This window comes from Bradyrhizobium sp. Kon37 (genome assembly GCF_055807535.1).
The window spans coordinates 1-288 of sequence record NZ_JBVVOY010000236.1; the positions used below are offsets into that span (position 1 = coordinate 1).

Below are 288 nucleotides of genomic sequence, written 5' to 3' on the forward strand. Positions count from 1 at the left end.
TGCGCGTCGAACTCGGCGAGGGGTTACGTCTGACCAGTTCCCGCGTCACCGAGGATGGTATGGGGCTGAATATTTACGCGGGCGATAACTACATTACGGGCTGGTAAGACCATGTTTGAAGATGCTTTAAATGCCGTTAATGCTGTCCGGGATAAAACCGGTGGAGGCAGGAAAACAACCGGCAAAGGCACGTTCCGTAACGTGCCGTTTCTCGTCATCGAGGAGCAAAAACAGGCTGGCGGACGTCGCCTGGTTAAACGCGAGTACCCGTTACGTGATACCGGCGGC

Annotated in this window: 1 protein-coding gene; it reads left to right on the forward strand. The window is 55.2% G+C overall.

Translation table 11 applies throughout. From position 1 onward, the window contains the following. Positions 1-111: 111 nt before the first annotated feature. Positions 112-288 (forward strand): DNA circularization N-terminal domain-containing protein (locus tag AC0L3J_RS37970; protein WP_473350534.1); only part of this gene is annotated, 177 nt, incomplete at its 3' end.